This is a genomic window from Phenylobacterium sp. (genome assembly GCF_036502675.1).
In the GTDB taxonomy this organism is placed as follows: domain Bacteria; phylum Pseudomonadota; class Alphaproteobacteria; order Caulobacterales; family Caulobacteraceae; genus Phenylobacterium.
This window is the reverse complement of the sequence record NZ_DASXYF010000115.1, coordinates 32,515-50,078: the sequence shown is the minus strand read 5'-3', so window position 1 is coordinate 50,078 and position 17,564 is coordinate 32,515. Positions and strand designations below refer to the sequence as shown.

Here is a 17,564-nt window from a genome sequence, read left to right as displayed (position 1 = left end):
TTGGGAAGTTGATATGGGTTATCGCGAAGACCGAAGCGCACTGGGCGATAAGACCCTGGAGCAGATGTTCGGCGCCGGGCCGACGGCACGGTCGACGCCGTTGCTCAACTCCAAGCGCGACTTCGTCGGCGCCGAGGTCTGGACGCGTCCGGGGCTGACGCTGCAGGAACGCTGGCTGATCACCCTGACTTGCGTGGCCCAGGCGTCCAACGCCGCCGAAAACGACAGGTATGTCCACGGCGCCTTGCGCTCCAAGGCCCTGACCCTGCAGGAAATGCGCGAGTTCGTGCTGCACTTCGCGGTCTACTGCGGCTGGTCGAAGGCCGAACTGCTCGACGAGGCGGTGTCCCGCGCCGCCGACGCCCTGGGGCTCGAGGAGCCGGCCGAGCCGCCGGCGTTGTCCCTGGAACCGGCCGAGCGCCAGGCGCGGGGGGTGGCCTGCTGGCTGTCGGTGATGACCTTCCCGCCGTCGCCGCCCAATGAGCCCTACACCTCGGCCGGCATCCTGAACTTCGTCTTCGGCGAGATGTGGGACCGCCCGGGGCTCGGCCGGAAGGCGCGGCGCTTCGTGACCATGGCCGCGGTCGGACTGAACGACGCCAACTCTCCGATCATGGCGCATGTCTATGCGTCGTTGAAGTCGGGCGACGTGAGCCTTGCGGAGATGGAGGAATTCATCCTGCAATTCGCCCTCTATGCGGGATGGCCGAAGGCGTCCGAGATGCAGGGCTGCACGCGGCAGGTGGCCAAGCGCATGGCCGAGGGCGCCTCGCTTTTTGGCTGATGTGACGATCCAGGCCGCGCGCGACCGAGGCGGCGAAGGCGGTCCAGCCGATTCGTGCAAAATAGGAGAGCAGCATGTTTTCACTCGACGCGTTCAGGTTGGACGGCAAGGTGGCGATCGTCACCGGCGCCGGCGCGCGAAACAACAGTATCGGCGAGGCCTACGCCAAGGGCCTCGCGGCGGCCGGGGCTTCGGTGGTGGTGGCCGACCTCGACGCCGGCGGCGCCGAACGGATCGCCCAGGAAATCATCAGCGCGGGCGGCCAGGCGAAAGGCGTCCGTGCGGACATCACCGATCCGGCTTCGGTCGGGGCGATGGCCGCCCTGGCGCGCACGGCCTTCGGCGGCGTCGACATTCTGGTGAACAACGCCGCGCTGATGGTCGACGTGAAGTGGGCGCCCCCAACCAGGACGCCCATCGAGCAGTGGAACCACATCATGGCCGTGAACGTCACCGGGGCGCTTATCTGCGCCCAGGCCGTCGCGCCGATGATGCGCGAACGCGGCGGTGGCAAGATCATCAACCAGGTGTCCGCCGGCGCCTTTCCGGCCAACAGCGTCTACGGGGTCAGCAAGCTCGCGCTCGTCGGCCTGACCACGGCGCTAGCGGCGGAACTCGGACGCGACAACGTCAATGTGAACGCTATCGCGCCGGGCATGACGGCCAGTGACGCGGGGTCGTCCATGACGCCGGATGAATCGCCGTTGGCCAAGTTCTTGAGCGGGGTCTGCGCCCTGCGTGCGCGCGGCCAGCCGGATGAGCTGGTGGGAGCGCTCCTGCTGCTATGCTCGCCGGCCGGCGCCTGGATCACCGGACAGGTGCTGCACATAGACGGGGGCTGGGTCGTCCGGCCGTAGCCGACGCCGCCGAGACGCGGTTCACCCTGCGGATACCGGCGAGCCAAACGCCGGGCGAAGGGGGCGGGGCATTAGTGGAAGATCACCGTCCTTGAGCCGTTGAGCAGCACGCGGTGCTCGCCGTGCCACTTGACCGCCCGGGCGAGGACCAGCGCCTCCAGGTCGCGGCCGACGGCGATATAGTCGTCGACGGACAGCGCATGGGTCACGCGGTCGACCGCCTGTTCGATGATCGGGCCCTCGTCCAGGTCCTGGGTCACGTAGTGGGCGGTGGCGCCGATCAGCTTCACGCCGCGCTTATGTGCGGCGTGGTAGGGCCTGGCGCCCACGAAGCTCGGCAGGAAGGAGTGGTGGATGTTGATGATGCCGCCCGGCCGGCGGGCGCAGAACTCCACCGACAGAATCTGCATGTAGCGGGCCAGCACGATCAGCTCGACCCCCAGGCCGGTGGCCAGTGCCTCGATCTGGGCCTCCTGCGCCTGTTTGGTCTCCGGCGTCACCGGCAGGTGGTGAAAGGCCAGGCCATGGCCCTCGACCAGGGTGCGGAAATCCTCGTGGTTGGAGACCACCGCCTTCACGTCGATGGGCAGGGCGCCGGAGCGCCAGCGGAACAGGAGGTCGTTCAGGCAGTGGCCGAACCTGGAGACCATCAGGATCGCCGGGGTCTTGCGGCGGGTGTCGTGGAACCTGGCGTCCATGCCGAAGACCTCGGCCACCTCGCCGAAGGCTTGCGCCAGCTCGGCCAGGGTGCGGCCCTGCGTGGAGTGGAAGCCGGTGCGCAGGAAGAAACGGCCGTTGGCCGGGTCGCCGTACTGGGCGCTTTCGACGATGTTGCAACCGTGGGCCATCAGGAAGCGCGAGACCTCGGCCACGATGCCGATGCGGTCCGGGCAGGAGAGGCTGAGGATCAGCGGCGCGGAGGTGGCGTCGGCGGGGGACTGCGGGGAGATGTCGACCGGCATGGATTTGCAGCTTCATAAAGTCGTACAACCCGCGCGGAATCGCACGGGAATCGTCGAGGAACCGTGAAACCCGCGGCGAATTCACCGCGCGGCGGGCCGGCGCCGCAGGATCAGGCGCCGGGACCGGCCACCACGCCGGCGTCGTGCAGCCTGCCCACCTCGCCCGAGGACAGCCCCAGCACCTCCAACAGCACCTCGTCGGTGTGCTGGCCGATCCGCGGGGCCGGGCGGGGGCTCAGGCGGGCGTCCTGCGGGATCGTGCCGGCGGCGCCGGGGACGAGGTAGCGGCGGCCGCTGGGCTGCACGATCTCCTCGAACACCGGGTTGCCGCGGTAGAGGCGCGGATCCTCGACGGCGGCGCTGAGCGGCTGGTAGATCCCCCAGCAGACCCCCTGCGCGTCGAAGGTCGGGATCATCTCGGCGAGGTCGCGTGCGGCGAAGGCCGTATCGAACAGGGGGAACAGCCGGTCGCGATGCTCGAACCTGAGGCCTTCGTCGTCGGCGAAGGACGCGCCGACCTCGGCCTCCACCGCCGCCACCGCGTCGCCGATGCCCAGGGTCTGCAACAGGCCGCGCCACTGCCGGGCGGTGATCGCCACCAGCATGATCCGCTTGCCGTCGCGGGTGACGAAGTCGCGGCCGAAGGCGCCGTAGAGGGCGTTGCCCATCCGCGGCCGGTCGGGCGCGCCGCCCATCACGTCGCCCACCATGCCCAGGTTGGCCAGGCTGGCGGCGGCGATGTCGGAGAGGGGCAAACGCACCTCGCGCCCGCGGCCGTCCATCCGCCGGGCGATCAGGGCGGAGGTCAGCGCGAAGGCCCCGTAGGCCCCGGTGAGCAGGTCCCAGGCCGGCAGCATGTGGTTGACCGGGCGCGGGTCGTCGGGATGGCCGGTCATCTCCGGCACCCCCACGGCGCAGTTGACGGTGTAGTCGAGCGCGGGCTTGCCGTCGGCCCAGCCCATGACCCGCACGCAGATCACGTCCTCACGGATCTTGCGGAGCGCCTCGTAGGAGAGGAAGCCCTCGGCCGGGAAGTTGGTGACGAACAGCCCGCCGTTCTCGCCCGGCGCGGCCGCCAGCCGCACCGCCAGCGCCCGGCCCTCGGGGCTGGACAAGTTGATGGCCACGGACTTCTTCGACTTGTTCAGCCCCTCCCAGTAGAGGCTGTCGCCGCTCTCCGTCAGCGGCCAGCGGTTGAAGTCCGGGCCGCCGCCGATGTTGTCGAAGCGGATCACCTCCGCGCCCATCTGCGCGAGGTAGAGCCCGCAACTCGGCCCCGCCACGAAGGCGGCGCCTTCCACCACCCTCAGGCCCTTCAACAGGTCGTACATCCGACGCCTCCACGTTCGCGCGGGTCTTATGGCTGAAGGGGCGGCGGCGGGCCAGAGGGGCGCTTTCGCGTAGAGACGACGATGCGCCTTTCCCCCCTGTCCCGAAGAGGACAGGGGGGAAAGGGTTGATGCGAACGCCATAGGCGCCGGATCGGCCGGGCGCCTATCGGGACGGCGCCCTTGAGATTGGCGGCGGGCTTCACGTATTACGAATTGCAGAATTCGTAATACTGACCAAGGGTCGCCCGCATGTCGATCGACACACTTCCGCAACTGGCCCGCCTGAGCGTCAGTCTGCCGGCCGAGCTGCTGGCGCAGCTCGACGCCATGGTGGCCGAGCGCAGCCTGCCCAGCCGTTCGCAGATGATCGCCGAGCTGATCCGCCACGAGCTGGCGGAGCACCATGAGGGGCGGGAAGGCGCGGTGCTGGCCGGGGCCATCACCCTGATCTACCGCGCCGATTCAGGGCGTGTGCGCCAGGCGCTGGCCCAGGCGCAGCAGGCGTACCTCAAGGAGGTGATCTCCTCGCAGCACGTGTTCCTGGAGGACGACCAGTCGCTGGAGGTGATGCTGGTGCAGGGGCCGTCGGAGCGGCTGCAGGCGCTGTGCGACGAGCTGCGGCGCATCCGCGGGGTGCAGCAGATCAAGCTGGTCACCACCACGGCGCTGCTGCCGCCGCTGCACGCGCACGGCGAGGAGGCCCGATGAGCGCCACCGCCGATCCCAGGAGCGCCCAGGCCCATGCGCGGGCGATGGGCGGCGCCCGCGTCGAGACCATGCCGATCCTGCCGCCGGCCGAGGCGCCGTATTGGCCGGACGGGGTGGCGGCCGAGGCCATGCTGTGGGCCGAGACCATCGCGCCGGGCGGCTATGCCGCCAAACGGCTGGGCCGCGGGGCGCGCATCCAGCTGACCGACGTGGCCGGCGACGCCTGCGTCTCCATGCTGGCGTTCAACGCCGAGCAGCCGACGGAGCGGCTGAACATCGCCGACACCCTGAAGGTGCAGTGGAACGCCTACCTGGGCGCGGGCAAGCTGCTGCTCTCCGACATGGGCCGGGTGATGTTCTCGATCATCGAGGACGGGGCGGGGACGCACGACGCCTTCTGCGGCGCGTCGAACGCCGCGTCGAACGCGCGGCGCTACGGCGACGGCGACAACTGGGGGGCGCATCCCAACGCCCGCGACCGCTTCATGCTGGCGCTGGCCAAGTTCGGCCTTGGGCGCAAGGACATCCACCCTTGCGTCAACTGGTTCAAGGGGATCCGGGTGGATGATGCCGGCGGGCTGGCGCTGCAGGCCGGCCCCTTCGCGCCCGGGCGGACGCTGGTGCTTCGGGCGGAGATGGACCTGCTGCTCGCCTTCGCCGACTGCCCGCACGTGCTGGATCCACGGGCGGCCTACACGGTGACCCCGGTGCGGATCGCCGCCTGGCGGGGGCCGGTGACGCACGAGAACGATCCGGTCCGCAATGCGACGCCGGAGGGCCTGCGCGCCTTCCTGAACGTCGAAGACCTCTACCGGCGCTGAGGGGCCATGACCGATCAAGTCCTGGCCGATCTGGCCGGCGAAATCCTGCATGACGAGGTGGTGGCCGCCCGCGCCCCCTGGGACCACGTGCTACGCCGCGGCCAGACGCTGCGCATCGTCGACCTGCAGGGCAACCAGGCGGTGGACTTCCTGCTCTACGCCCTGGCCGACGACGCCGAGCGCTATTCGGCGCAGGACACCATCGCCGCACAGGGGAACATCTTCCTGCGGACCGGCGCGGTGCTGCTCTCCAACGAGGGCCGGCCGATGGCGACGGTGACCGCCACCAACGTCGCCTACCATGACACCATCGGCGGGGCCTGCTCCTGCGAGAGCAACACCCTGCGCTACGGCCACCACACCAAGTCGCAGCACGCCTGCGTCGAGAACTTCCTGCAGGCCAACGCCCGGCATGGCCGCGGCAAGCGGGACATGGTCTCCAACATCAACTGGTTCATGAACGTGCCGGTGGAGGCGGACGGGACGCTGGGCATCGTCGACGGCATCTCCTCGCCGGGCCTCTACGTCGACCTGCGGGCCGAGATGGACGTGGTGGCGGTGGTCTCCAACTGCCCGCAGATCAACAACCCCTGCAACGGCTTCGACCCGACGCCGGTGCGGATGATCGTGGCGGGGTAGGGGGATGTACAACGTTCCCGATCCTTCTCCCCTTGCGGGAGAAGGTGGCCTCCGAAAGAGGTCGGATGAGGGGTCCCTCAGACCTCACCGGTTCGCGACCGTGTTCGACGCGGAGAGGGCGTTCGACCCCCCATCCGTCGGCTTCGCCGCCGCCTTCTCCCGCAAGGGGAGAAGGCGCGCTCAATTGTTCTTGTTATGTTCTTGTTGCATGGCGCCGCTTGGGCTACGCTTGGCAGGCGGGCAGCCGCCCCCGACGGAGCCCTGTGAACTGCTTGCGGCGCAACACCCGTTAAGCACTTCGAGGATCGACCAAGATCTTGATTCAAAACCCATTTCATCGAACCTCGAAGTGCTGTTTAAGACCCCGGGAAAGCGCTTGTCACGTACAGGGCATTTAGCGGATCAACCGCCCCGATCCGCTCTGCGCAAAGCGGGCTCCTGGTGATGTTCTCCAAGGTTCTGATCGCCAACCGGGGCGCCATCGCCTGCCGGATCATCCGCACGCTCCGGCGGATGGGCGTGGGGTCGGTGGCGGTGTTTTCCGACGCCGACGCCGGCTCGCTGCACGTGAGCCAGGCCGACGAGGCCGTGCGGATCGGCCCGGCGCCGGCCGCTGAAAGCTACCTGGACGTCGATGCGATCCTGGCCGCCGCCAAGGCGACGGGAGCCCAGGCCATCCATCCGGGCTACGGTTTCCTCAGCGAGAACGCCGGCTTCGCCGAGCGCTGCGCCGCAGCGGGGATCGCCTTCATCGGGCCGACGCCGGAGAACATGCGCGCCTTCGGGCTGAAGCACACCGCCCGCGACCTGGCCAAATCGTACGGCGTCCCCTTGGCGCCCGGCACCGACCTGCTGGCCGACGCGCAGGCCGCCCTGGCGGCGGCGGAGGATATCGGGTTTCCAGTGATCCTGAAGGCCTCGGCCGGCGGCGGCGGCATCGGCATGCGGATCTGCGAGGACGCGTCGGCGGTGGCCGAGGCGTTCGCGGCGGTGACGCGGCTGGCCGGCGCCAATTTCGCGGATACGGGCGTGTTCCTCGAGCGCTACCTGCGGCGCGCGCGGCACATCGAGGTGCAGCTGTTCGGCGACGGGGCGGGCCGGGTGCTCGCGCTGGGCGAGCGGGACTGTTCGCTGCAGCGGCGCAACCAGAAGGTCATCGAGGAGACGCCGGCGCCGCACCTGCCGGCCGCCACCCGCGAGGCGATGATCGCCGCGGCCGTGCGGCTGGGGGAGGGCGCGCGCTACCGCTCGGCCGGGACGGTGGAGTTCCTCTACGACGCCGAGCGGGGCGACTTCTTCTTCCTGGAGGTCAACACCCGCCTGCAGGTGGAGCATGGGGTGACCGAGCAGGTCACCGGCGTCGACCTGGTGGAATGGATGGTCCGCGGGGCGGCCGGCGACTACGGCTTTCTGGATGAGCCGCGGGCGCCGCCCAAGGGCGCTTCGATCCAGGCGCGGCTCTACGCCGAGGACCCGGACCAGGACTACCGGCCGAGCTCGGGGGTGTTGACGCAGGTGCGGTTCCCGGAGGACGCGCGGGCCGACGCCTGGGTGGCGGACGGCTCGGAGGTCAGCGCCTTCTATGACCCGCTGCTGGCCAAGCTGATCGTCACCGCGCCGGACCGGGCGACGGCGGTCCGCGCGCTGCAGGTCGCGCTGGACGCGACGCGGCTAGCGGGCCTGGAGACCAACCTGGGCTGGCTGCGGCAGGTGGCGCGCAGCGAGGCGTTCGTCTCGGGGCAGGTCTCCACCGGCGCGCTCGCCGGGATCGCCTACACGCCCCGGACGGTGCGGGTGCTGTCGGGCGGGCCGGCGACCACGGTGCAGGCCTATCCCGGGCGGCTGGGCTACTGGAACGTGGGCGTGCCGCCGTCGGGCCCGATGGACGCCCTGGCCTTTCGGCTGGCGGCGCGGCTCCTGGGCGACGCGGAGGACGTGGCGGGGCTGGAGATCACCGCCCTCGGTCCCAGCCTGCTGTTCAACGCTGCGGCGACCGCCTGCCTGGCGGGAGCGGCGGTGGAGGCCGCGCTGGACGGCGTTCCGGTCGAACCCTATGCGCCCTTCGCGGTGGCGGCGGGCCAGACGCTGAAGATCGGGCGGGTGAAGGGGGCGGGCCTGCGGGCCTACCTGCTGGTGCAGGGCGGATTCGAGATCCCCGACTTCATGGGCTCCAGGGCGAGCTTCACCCTGGGCGGCTTCGGCGGCCATGCCGGGCGGACGCTGGCGGCGGGCGACGTGCTGCACCTGGCGGGAACGGCGGGCGCCCCGGCCCCGGCGCTGGCGGAGAATCTGCGGCCGGCGCTGGCCAAGGCCTGGACGGTGCGGGTGCTCACCGGTCCGCACGGAGCGCCGGACTTCTTCACGGCCGACGACATGGCCATGGTGGCGGGATCCGACTGGCAGGTGCACTACAACTCCAACCGCACCGGCGTGCGGCTGATCGGGCCGAAGCCGCAGTGGGCGCGACGCGACGGGGGCGAGGCGGGGCTGCACCCGTCCAACATCCACGACAACGCCTATGCGGTGGGGGCGGTGGACTTCACCGGCGACATGCCGATCATCCTGGGGCCGGACGGTCCGTCGCTCGGCGGTTTCGTCTGCCCGTTCGTGGTGGTCCAGGCCGACCTCTGGAAGCTGGGCCAGCTCGCGCCCGGCGACACCCTGCGGTTTTCGGTGGTCACCGACGCCCAGGCGGTGGCGGCCGAGCGGGCGCAGGACGCGTTTATCGCAGGCGTCGCCGCTGCAGATCCTGCCCCTGAGGGGGAGGGCGACCCGGGGGTTTCGACCCCCTCAGTCGGCTTCGCCGCCGGCTCCCCCTGGGGGGGAGCGTCTACGCCCGACGCGTCCAGCGCCTTCAGCCCGATCCTCGGGACCATCGAACCCCAGGGCCACCGCCCCCGCGTCGTCTACCGCCGCCAAGGCGACCGGCATCTGCTCGTCGAATACGGCCCCATCGTGCTGGACCTGGAACTCCGGCTCAGGGTCCACGCCCTGATGCTGGAGCTGCAGGATTTGGCGCTCCCGGGGGTGATCGACATCACGCCGGGGATCCGGTCGTTGCAGGTGCACTTCGACAGCCGGGTGCTGCCGCAAGGCCGCCTTCTGCACGCGCTGGCCGAGGCCGAGGACCGGCTGGGCGGGCTGGACGACTTCGAGATCCCGTCGCGGGTCGTCCACCTGCCGCTCTCCTGGCGCGACCCGGCGATCTACGAGACCATCGGCAAGTACATGGCCTCGGTGCGGGACGACGCGCCCTGGTGTCCGGACAACATCGAGTTCATCCGCCGGATCAACGGCCTGGCGTCGGCCGACGAGGTGCAGAGGATCGTCTTCGACGCCCGCTACCTGGTGATGGGGTTGGGCGACGTCTACCTGGGCGCGCCGGTGGCCACGCCCATCGATCCGCGCCACCGGCTGGTGACCACCAAGTACAACCCGGCCCGCACCTGGACGCCGCCCAACGTGGTGGGGATCGGCGGGGCCTATATGTGCATCTACGGAATGGAGGGGCCGGGCGGCTACCAGCTGTTCGGCCGGACCATCCAGGTGTGGAATTCCTGGCGGCGGACGCGGGCGTTCCGGGACGGCAAGCCGTGGCTGCTGCGCTTCTTCGACCAGATCCGGTTCTTCCCGGTCAGCCATGAGGAGCTGACGGCGTGGCGTCTCGACTTCCCGCTGGGCCGCCGCGAGATCGCCATCGAGGAAGGGACGTTCCGCCTGTCCGACCACCGGGCTTTCCTGGCCGCCGCCGCCCCGGGGATCGCCGCCTTCGAGGCGACGCGCGGGGCGGCCTTCGCGGCCGAGCGGGCGGACTGGGAGGCCAGGGGCGAGTTCGCCCGGGCCGAGGCCCTGGCCGACAGCGTCGAGGTGGGCGCCGGTTCGGCCGTGGTCGAGGCGCCGGAAGGCTGCGACCTCGTGGAAGCGCCGCTGGGGGGCAGCGTCTGGAAGATGCTGGTGCAGCCGGGAGACCGGGTTGAAAAAGGAGCGGTGATCGCCGTGATCGAAGCCATGAAGACCGAATGCGACGTGCCGAGCCCGGCGGCGGGGGTCGTCCGCCAGGTCTACGCCGCCGAGAAGCAGGCCATCGCGCCCGGCGCCCCGATGATCGCCCTGGAGCCTGCCTGATGGGCGCGGCGTCGAAGACCGCCGCCGCCGTGGGCTCGGCCTCGCGCACGGCCGAGGCCGCCGCCGCCGAGGCGTTGGCGAACATCGCCGCCTACGACGCCGTGCAGCCGCAAGCCTGGATCTGCCGGCCGGACCCGGCGGCGGTGTTGGCGCAGGCTCGGGCGGTGGACGCCCGGGTCGCGGCGGGCGAGCGCCTGCCGCTGGCCGGCGCGACCTTCGCGGTGAAGGACAACATCGACGTGGCGGGGCAGCCGACCACCGCGGCCTGCCCGGCCTTCGCCTATACGCCGCCGGTTTCGGCCGAGGTGGTGGCGCGGCTGCAGGCGGCCGGCGCGGTGTTCATGGGCAAAACCAACCTCGACCAGTTCGCCACCGGGCTCGTCGGCACGCGCAGCCCCTATGGCGCGCCGGGCTGCGTGTTCAACCGCACCTACATCAGCGGCGGCTCGAGCTCCGGCTCGGCTGTGGCGGTAGGGGCGGGACTGGTGGACTTCGCCCTGGGCACCGATACGGCCGGCTCGGGGCGGGTGCCGGCGGCGTTTAACGGACTGACCGGCTTCAAGCCGACCAAGGGGCGCTGGAGCACGCGCGGGCTGACGCCGGCCTGCCGCTCGCTGGACTGCATCACTGTGCTGGCGACGGACGCCGCCGACGCGGCCCTGGTGGATGCGGTGGCGGCCGGCTTCGATCCTCAGGACAGCTATTCGCGGCGCCTGGGCCCGGCGGCGGACTATGGCGTGGCGTTCCGCTTTGGCGTGCCGCGGGCCTATCAGCTACAGTTCTTCGGCGACCTGGAGGCCGAGGCGCTGTTCGCCGCAGCCGTTCAGCGCGTCGTGGCCATGGGCGGGACGCCGGTCGAGGTCGACGTCGCGCCCCTGCTGGACGCGGCCAAGCTGCTCTACAGCGGACCCTGGGTGGCCGAGCGGACCGCGGCGGCCGAGGCGCTGCTGCACGCCGATCCGAATGCGATCCACCCGGTGGTCCGCGCCATCCTGCAGGGCGGGGTCGGGGTGACCGGGGTGGAGGCCTTCCGCGGGCTCTATGCGCTGGCCGGCTACGCCCGGGCGGCGGAGGCGCTGTGGGCGGCCGCGGACGTGCTGCTGCTGCCCACCGCGCCCACCATCTACCGGATCCGCGAGCTGATGGCCGAGCCGTTCGCCCTGAACGCCAACCTCGGCCTCTACACCAATTTCGTGAACCTGCTGGACATGAGCGCGGTGGCCGTGCCCGCCGGCTTCCGCGCCAACGCCACCGGCTTCGGCGTCACCCTGATGGGGCCGGCCTGGGCCGACGAGGCCCTGCTGGACCTCGCCCGCCGCTATGAGGAGATCCGCCCGATGCCCGAGACCCCGCCGCTCGACCTGGCCGGCAAGCCGCAGACCGTGAAGCTGGCGGTGGTGGGCGCGCACCTGGCGGGGATGCCGCTGCACTGGCAGCTGACCTCGCGGGACGCGCAGCTGGCGGCGTCCACGCGCACGGCGGCGGCCTACCGGCTCTACGCCATGGCCGACGCCACGCCGCCGAAGCCCGCCCTGATCCATGTGGGCGAGGGCGGCGGGGCCATCGAGCTGGAGGTCTACGAACTCACCGTCGAGGCGTTCGGCAGCCTGGTGGCCGAGGTGCCGCCGCCGCTGGCCATCGGTACGGTGACCCTGGAGGACGGTAGCCAGGTCAAGGGCTTCGTCGCCGAACCTCGCGCAATCGACGGCGCCGAGGATGTCACCAAACACGGAGGATGGCGGGCCTATATCGCTTCGCGGGGGACGTAATCTATGCGCTGACCGCCATCGCGGCCCGCTGCTTGTCGTCCAGGGGAAAGTCGTAGACCGCCGTCGAGCCGTAGCGGTGCGGCGCCTGGGGGTCGCGGCGGCGCTTGTCGAAGGCCAGCACGCGGGTGCCGAGCTTGAAGGCCTCCTTGATGTCGTGGGTGACCATGAGGATGGTCAGGCCGTGCTCGCGCCACAGCTCGCTGATCAGCACATGCATGTCGAGGCGTACGCCCGGGTCGAGGGCGCCGAACGGCTCGTCGAGCAGCAGGATGCGGGGGCGGCGGATCAGCGCCTGGGCGATGGCCAGGCGCTGCTGCATGCCGCCGGACAGTTCGCGGGGGTAGACGCAGAGCGCGTCGCCCAGGCCGACGTGGGCCAGCAGGGCGGCGGCCTCTTCCCGCGCGGCGCGGCGGGCGGCGCCGAACAGGCGGCCGATGACCGGGGCGCGGGCGCACTCCAGGCCGAAGACCACGTTCTGTAGGGCGCTCATGTGCGGGAAGACCGAATAGCGCTGGAAGACCACGCCGCGGTCGGGGCCCGGCTCGGCCCGCAGCGGCTCGCCGTCCAGGCGGATCGACCCGCGGCTGGGCGCTTCCTGGCCCAGCGCCAGCCGCAGGAAGGTGCTCTTGCCGGCGCCCGAAGGGCCGACGATGGAGACGAAGGCGCCCTCCTCGATCCCGAGGTCGACCTTCTCGAGCACGATTTTGTCGCCGTATTCCACCCAGACGCCCTGGAACTCGAGGACGGCCATCAGCTCTTGCCTCCCGGATGCGCCCAGGGGAACGCCGCACGGCTGAGGGCGACCAGCGCGAAGTCCATGGCCACGGCCAGCAGCGAGATCCAGACGACGTAGGGCAGGATCACGTCCATGGCCAGGTAGCGGCGGACCAGGAAGATCCGGTAGCCCAGGCCCACGTCGGAGGCGATGGCCTCGGCGGAGATCAGGTAGACCCAGGCGGGACAGAGGGAGAGGCGCAGGCTCTCGATCAGCCGCGGCAGGGCCTGGGGCAGGGCGACCCGCAGCGTGACCAGCCAGGTGGAGGCGCCCAGCGTCTGGGCCTTGACGATCTGCTCCTCGGGGATGGCGGCGACATAGGCGGCCAGGTCGCGGACCATCACCGGCGTCACGCCCACGAAGATCAATACGATCTTCGCGGTCTCGCCCAGGCCGAAGGTGATGAACAGGATCGGCAGCAGCGCGATCGGCGGCGCCACCGAGATCGCCGCCACCAGCGGCCCCAGCCCCGCCCGCGCCAGGGGCAGGAGGCCGATGCCCAGGCCCAGCAACAGGGTGGCGCCGGTGGCGAGCGCCATGCCGACGCCCAGGCGCCGCAGGCTGGCCTTGGTGTCGGCGGCGAGCGGGATCTCGCCGGTGCGCGGATCCTTCTCGAACGCCATGGTGTGCACGGCCGCAGCCATGGCCGCGGGCGTCGGCAGGATGCGGTCGCCGGGGTTCTCCGCATGCCGCGCCGCCGAGGCCGTCAGATAGACCAGCAGCACCGCGGCCAGCGGCAGGAAGCCCAGGAGCAGGCGTCCGCCCCCGCGAGGCCTGACGTTCAGCAGACGGGGCATGGGCGGACGACCTGACGGGTTACGCGATCGGCGAGACTAGAGCGTTCCTGCGGCGGCGGCGTCCACGAACGTAGGGTCGAACCTCAGCTTCACATTGGTGGTGGAGCCCAGCGACTTGCCGCCCGGGAATTGGATGCCGATGTCGTCCACCGACTTGGCCCCCTGGCCGAACAGGCCGGCGGCGAAGGAGAACTTGCGCACCTTGTCGTTGCCGGCGATCAGCTCGGGACTGGCGGTGAAGGCCGCGGCGTCCTTGGGCGTATAGTAGAGGTGGGTGGTCTTCAGCTGCGCCTCGTAGCCGGCCAGGTCGGTGCCGGAAAGCTTGGCCATCGCCTCGCGCGCCGCCTTGCCCTGGGCGTCGTTCTTCTGCATCACCGCCAGGGTCTCGTACCAGGCGCCGGTCAGCGCCTTGGCGACGTTGGGGTTCGACTTGGCCAGGTCGGTCGAGATGACCAGCATGTCGAGGATCTCGCCCGGGATCTTGGTGGAGTTGAAGACCTCCGTCGCGCCGGGCTGCTTCTTGATTTCGGAAAGCTGCGGGTTCCAGGCGACGACGGCGTTGGTCGCCGGCGCCCCGAAGGCGGCGACGATGTCGGCGTCGGAGGTGTTGACCACCTTCACGTCGCTCATCTTCAGGCCGGCGCTCTCCAGGCCGCGGGCCAGCAGGTAGTGGGAGACGGAGTTCTCCACCAGGTTCACCGAGCGGCCCTTGATGTCGGCCATGCTCTTCCCGTTCTTAAGTACGACGCCGTCGTTGCCGTCGGAGTAGTCGCCGATCATCACCACCGTGGCGTCCTTGCCCGCTGCGGCGGGGATGGTGAGCGCGTCCATGTTGGTGGAGGTGACGCCGTCGATCTTGCCGGCGGTGAACTGGTTGAGGGATTCGACGTAGTCGTTGATCTGCACCAGCTTGATCTTCACGCCGTACTTGTCGGCCCACTTCTTGAGGATACCCGACTGGTCGGCGTAGGGCCAGGGCATCCAGCCGGCATAGATCGTCCAGCCGATCGTGTATTCCTTGGCGGCGGGCGCCGCCGCCGGCGCGGCGGCCTTCTGCTCCGCCTTCGGACCACAGGCCGCCAGGGCCAGGCTGCACGCCGTCACCGCGCCTGCGATGCGAATTCCCTCGAGCCACGACTTCACGGGACACCCCCTCTTTCCTGTGGGACCAGCCGGGCGGGGCTGGCGTTCTTCATTATTACAAACCGGTGAGTTCGTAATAATCCAGGCCGTCAACGCCCGGCTCCGGAAGACGCCGCCGGGCGCCGGGTTTTTCGGCATGCCGGGGCCTGGCTGTACACGGCGGCGTCATCCGCGCCGCCGGGCGCGGCGATCTCCCATGGTCCCGCTGGTATTACGGATCTTCAAGTTCGTAATACCGAAGCGCCCTGCAAACAGCCTGGAGGAGAGCCCGCCCTGCCCCGCCGTTTCGACGCCCTGCCGGTCATCGACATCGCTGGCTTGGCGGCGGCCGATCCCGCGGCGCGCCGCAAGGTGGCCGCAGAACTCCGGGCCGCGGCGGCCGAGGTGGGATTCTTCTATGTGCGCGGCCACGGCGTGGCGCCGGCGCTGGAGGAGGGCCTGCTGAGTGCGGCGCGGGCGTTCTTCGACCAGCCGCCGGCCCGCAAGCTGGCGAGCTACATCGGCCGCTCGACGAACCACAGCGGCTATGTCCCCGAGGGCGAGGAGGTGTTCGAGGACGGCAAGATCGACCGCAAGGAGGCCTATGACGTGGGCCTGGACGCGCCGGAGGGCGGCGTGGCGATGCTGGGGCCGAACCTCTGGCCGGACCTGCCGGGCTTCCGCGCGCCGGTGGCGGCCTATTACGCAGCGATGGCCGGGCTGGCGCGGCGGCTGTTCCGCGGCTTCGCCCTGGCGCTGGACCTGGAGGAGGACCACTTCGAGCCGCACCTGACCCGGCCGCCCAGCCAGCTGCGGCTGATCCACTACCCCTTCGACGCCCACGCGGCGGACGCCCGGGGAATCGGCGCGCACACCGACTATGAGTTCTTCACGATCCTCAGGCCCACCGCGCCCGGCCTGGAGGTGATGAACGGGGCGGGCGCCTGGATCGACGCGCCGCCGCTGCCGGACGCCTTCATCATCAACATCGGCGACATGCTGGAGGCCTGGACCAACGGGACCTTCACGGCCACCAGCCACCGGGTGCGCAAGGTGGCCGCCCAGCGCTACAGCTTCCCGTTCTTCGCCACCTGCGACTACCACACGGTGGTGGCGCCGCACCCGCGGTTCGTCAGCGGTGTGCGGCCGGCGCGCTATCCGCCGCTGGTCTCCGGCGACCACCTCTACGCCCAGACCGTGCGGACCTTCGCCTACCTGAAGGCCCGGCGGGGGGAGGCGGCGGCGCCCGCCTTCGGCCAGGCGGCCAAGCAGGTCCAGGGATGACGCTGGAGGAGCTGGCGCGGACGGCGCCTTTCGCCCGGCCGCCGGCGGTTCCGGCCTGGTCGCTGGGCTGCTTCCACCGGCGCAGCATCACCTATGCGACCGGGGCGGAGGACATGGCCACCCGGGTGATCTGGGTGCAGAGCCACGGCCTCACCGGCGACCTGCGGCTGCCGGCGGCGCGGCCGGACGTGGGCCATCGCCGCGGCTTGGCCGACTGCACGGCCGACGAGCTGGCGGCCTTGGCGCAGGGCGAGGGCGGGGTGGCCGACACCGGCCTGTGCGACGGCCGCATGACCTGGAGCAACTGGGCGGCCTTCCAGCCTTACGACAAGTGGCCGGAGCCGGGGGAGCTGCGCCGCGTGGGCCCGGCGCTGATCGAGTTTGCGCCCAGCGGGATCTATGTGGAGGACTGGCGCCTGCAGCCCGGCTCGGCGGGCCTGCGCGTCGGTCTGCGGCTGGTGTCGGAGACGCCGCCGGGCGGGCCGGAGGCGCCGCGCGACGGGGGCCTGGTGATCGCCGGCGAACACGCGATCTTCGCCCTGGCGCGCCGCGCCGCCCTGCCGGCGCAGGCGCCGGTCCACCGGCAGCTCGCCGTCGACCCGTCGCTGGCCGCGGCGGCGTTCGACGCCCGGGCGCTTTACGCCCGGAGGGGGGTCGGGGGCGGATGGCGCGTGGCGCTGAGCGTCGACCCGTTCGCGGAGGGCGCGTTCCTGGACCTGGGCGGCTTCCGCGCGTCGGGGCCGGGCGAGCTGTTGCAGAGCCTGGAGGACGGAACCGCGCGCCGCTGGCGGATCGACACCCTGCTGGCCGACCAGCCGGCGGAGCCTGCGACGGGCGCGGACGAGGTGGCGCTGGCCTGGCTCGCGGGGGAGGGCGATACGCTGCCGCCGGCGCGCTGAACCGACGGCGGTCCCAGGCGTTGCCTGTGGCGCCTCACAGGACATGAAGCCCCCGCCATGAGCATCTTCGGCGACATCCTGGACAAGATCTTCCACCACAAGGCCGCCGCACCGGCGGCGAAGGCCGGCCCCGCGCTCGCCGCCTCCGCGGCCGCGTGGCCAAGCTGGCGGCCAACGGCGGCAAGGTCCCGGCGAGCTTGCAATAGGGAGACGCAGCCTTCCCGCCCAGGCGGGGAGGCCTGTCGCCTACTTGAACTTGTCGAGCAGGCCCTCGAGAGCGCCAAGCGCGCCGGTCGGGACCTCGCCGTTGGGCGTGAGGTGGTCGACGACCTGAGGCAGGAGCTGGGCCAGGTGGCCGGCGGCGGTCTGGGGGTCGACGCCGAGCTTCTGGGCGAACGCTGCGACCGTGCTGTTGGAGAGCACCGCCTGGATCTGCTCGGCCGAGACCGGCAGGTTGGCGCCCTTGGAGACCCAGGACTGCGCCACCGCGCCCAGGCCCTCGGCCTCGAAACTCTTCAACAGGCCGTTCAGCCCGTCGTCGTGTGCGCCCAGCATCTGAGTGATAGCGTCCAGCGGGCCTGCGCCGCCGCCCGCCGCCTTCATCAAGCCGTCGAGAATGCCCATTCCGGCCTCCGATCGCGCCGGCCAGCGGAGCGCCGGGCCGGCGAGGGGAGACAGTTTCTCCCGCGGC

15 protein-coding genes are annotated in these 17,564 nt (G+C 71.0%); 9 read left to right on the top strand and 6 right to left on the bottom strand.

All coding sequences use genetic code 11. The features are described 5' to 3' along the window. Positions 1–13 precede the first annotated feature (13 nt). Both VGL30_RS15365 and VGL30_RS15360 read left to right on the top strand, forming a co-directional pair. The gene (locus VGL30_RS15365; protein ID WP_331540889.1) at positions 14–784 is read left to right on the top strand and encodes a carboxymuconolactone decarboxylase family protein; all 771 of its coding nucleotides are present in this window, start codon (positions 14–16) and stop codon (positions 782–784) included. Between the two features lie 74 nt (positions 785–858). Continuing rightward, positions 859–1,641 carry an SDR family oxidoreductase gene (locus tag VGL30_RS15360; protein ID WP_331540888.1) on the top strand — a complete coding sequence of 261 codons (783 nt, stop codon included), beginning with the start codon at positions 859–861 and terminating at the stop codon, positions 1,639–1,641. 71 nt (positions 1,642–1,712) lie between these two features. Here the strand turns inward: VGL30_RS15360 and purU are convergent, their stop codons facing one another. Both purU and VGL30_RS15350 read right to left on the bottom strand, forming a co-directional pair. Further along, positions 1,713–2,603, bottom strand: coding sequence for a formyltetrahydrofolate deformylase (gene purU / locus VGL30_RS15355; RefSeq protein WP_331540887.1), 891 nt, complete (start codon positions 2,601–2,603; stop codon positions 1,713–1,715). A gap of 110 nt (positions 2,604–2,713) precedes the next feature. Beyond that, complete coding sequence (locus VGL30_RS15350) at positions 2,714–3,934, bottom strand: CoA transferase (protein ID WP_331540886.1); 1,221 nt, start codon at positions 3,932–3,934, stop codon at positions 2,714–2,716. A gap of 249 nt (positions 3,935–4,183) precedes the next feature. Here VGL30_RS15350 and VGL30_RS15345 point away from each other — a divergent pair, with 249 nt between their 5' ends. The 5 genes from VGL30_RS15345 (at position 4,184) to atzF (ending at position 11,996) form a co-directional block, all read left to right on the top strand. After that, positions 4,184–4,642, top strand: a complete 459-nt coding sequence (locus VGL30_RS15345; protein ID WP_331540885.1) for a CopG family ribbon-helix-helix protein — start codon at positions 4,184–4,186, stop codon at positions 4,640–4,642. Then, positions 4,639–5,463 (top strand): urea amidolyase associated protein UAAP1, encoded by an 825-nt coding sequence (locus VGL30_RS15340; protein WP_331540884.1) that lies wholly within the window; start codon positions 4,639–4,641, stop codon positions 5,461–5,463. The genes VGL30_RS15345 and VGL30_RS15340 overlap by 4 nt, the downstream gene beginning before the upstream one ends. A gap of 6 nt (positions 5,464–5,469) precedes the next feature. Next, positions 5,470–6,102, top strand: coding sequence for an urea amidolyase associated protein UAAP2 (locus VGL30_RS15335; protein ID WP_331540883.1), 633 nt, complete (start codon positions 5,470–5,472; stop codon positions 6,100–6,102). 444 nt (positions 6,103–6,546) lie between these two features. After that, the gene (gene uca / locus VGL30_RS15330) at positions 6,547–10,227 is read left to right on the top strand and encodes an urea carboxylase (protein WP_331540882.1); all 3,681 of its coding nucleotides are present in this window, start codon (positions 6,547–6,549) and stop codon (positions 10,225–10,227) included. Continuing rightward, positions 10,227–11,996 carry an allophanate hydrolase gene (atzF, locus tag VGL30_RS15325; RefSeq protein WP_331540881.1) on the top strand — a complete coding sequence of 590 codons (1,770 nt, stop codon included), beginning with the start codon at positions 10,227–10,229 and terminating at the stop codon, positions 11,994–11,996. The genes uca and atzF overlap by 1 nt, the downstream gene beginning before the upstream one ends. A 1-nt stretch (position 11,997) precedes the next feature. Here atzF and VGL30_RS15320 read toward each other — a convergent pair whose 3' ends face one another. The 3 genes from VGL30_RS15320 to VGL30_RS15310 are packed head-to-tail and all read right to left on the bottom strand — an operon-like array spanning position 11,998 to position 14,711. Further along, a complete protein-coding gene (locus tag VGL30_RS15320; protein WP_331540880.1) occupies positions 11,998–12,747 on the bottom strand; it encodes an ATP-binding cassette domain-containing protein in 750 nt (249 codons plus the stop codon). After that, positions 12,747–13,568 carry an ABC transporter permease gene (locus tag VGL30_RS15315; RefSeq protein ID WP_331540879.1) on the bottom strand — a complete coding sequence of 274 codons (822 nt, stop codon included), beginning with the start codon at positions 13,566–13,568 and terminating at the stop codon, positions 12,747–12,749. Before VGL30_RS15315 ends, VGL30_RS15320 begins: the two co-directional genes overlap by 1 nt. Positions 13,569–13,604: 36 nt before the next feature. Beyond that, on the bottom strand, positions 13,605–14,711 hold the full coding sequence (locus tag VGL30_RS15310) for a putative urea ABC transporter substrate-binding protein (protein WP_331540878.1): 1,107 nt from the start codon (positions 14,709–14,711) through the stop codon (positions 13,605–13,607). 150 nt (positions 14,712–14,861) lie between these two features. On the opposite strand from VGL30_RS15310, the gene VGL30_RS15305 reads away from it, so the two are divergent. Both VGL30_RS15305 and VGL30_RS15300 read left to right on the top strand, forming a co-directional pair. Further along, positions 14,862–15,974: an isopenicillin N synthase family dioxygenase gene (locus VGL30_RS15305; RefSeq protein WP_331540924.1), complete on the top strand. Its 1,113-nt coding sequence runs from the start codon at positions 14,862–14,864 to the stop codon at positions 15,972–15,974. Beyond that, complete coding sequence (locus VGL30_RS15300) at positions 15,971–16,873, top strand: hypothetical protein (RefSeq protein WP_331540877.1); 903 nt, start codon at positions 15,971–15,973, stop codon at positions 16,871–16,873. Before VGL30_RS15305 ends, VGL30_RS15300 begins: the two co-directional genes overlap by 4 nt. Before the next feature lie 246 nt (positions 16,874–17,119). On the opposite strand, the gene VGL30_RS15295 is transcribed toward VGL30_RS15300, so the two are convergent. After that, entirely contained in the window at positions 17,120–17,551 is a 432-nt protein-coding gene (locus tag VGL30_RS15295; RefSeq protein WP_414695023.1) for a YidB family protein, read from the bottom strand. Positions 17,552–17,564 lie beyond the last annotated feature (13 nt).